Annotated in this window: 1 pseudogene; it reads right to left on the reverse strand. The window is 57.8% G+C overall.

Annotation, left to right across the window (positions count from 1 at the left end):
- Positions 1-251, reverse strand: a pseudogene (locus tag SB753_RS39685) (hypothetical protein); the annotation flags it as partial.

The following is a 251-nucleotide window of genomic DNA, read 5'->3' on the forward strand; positions in this document are numbered from 1 at the left end:
GCCGACCATCGGGTAGCCGTCAGCGTGACAGTTGTCCGACAGTGGATCGCAAGCGATCGTCATAGTCTGTTTGTCGTTGAACGTGATCTTGACGACCGGGCTCTCGAGCGCGCCCTTCTGGATGGGTTCGAGTTCGTATGTACAGGGAACGGTTTTTGGAGCGGATCCTGTCCTGTCGCCCTTTATCAGAAGCGTGGCAGTCTTCGAAGGAGGACTGTCGAAGCGAAGCTCGACTGTGTCGCCGCTGTCGG

The organism is Paraburkholderia sp. SIMBA_053 (assembly GCF_046534895.1).
GTDB lineage: Bacteria > Pseudomonadota > Gammaproteobacteria > Burkholderiales > Burkholderiaceae > Paraburkholderia > Paraburkholderia caledonica.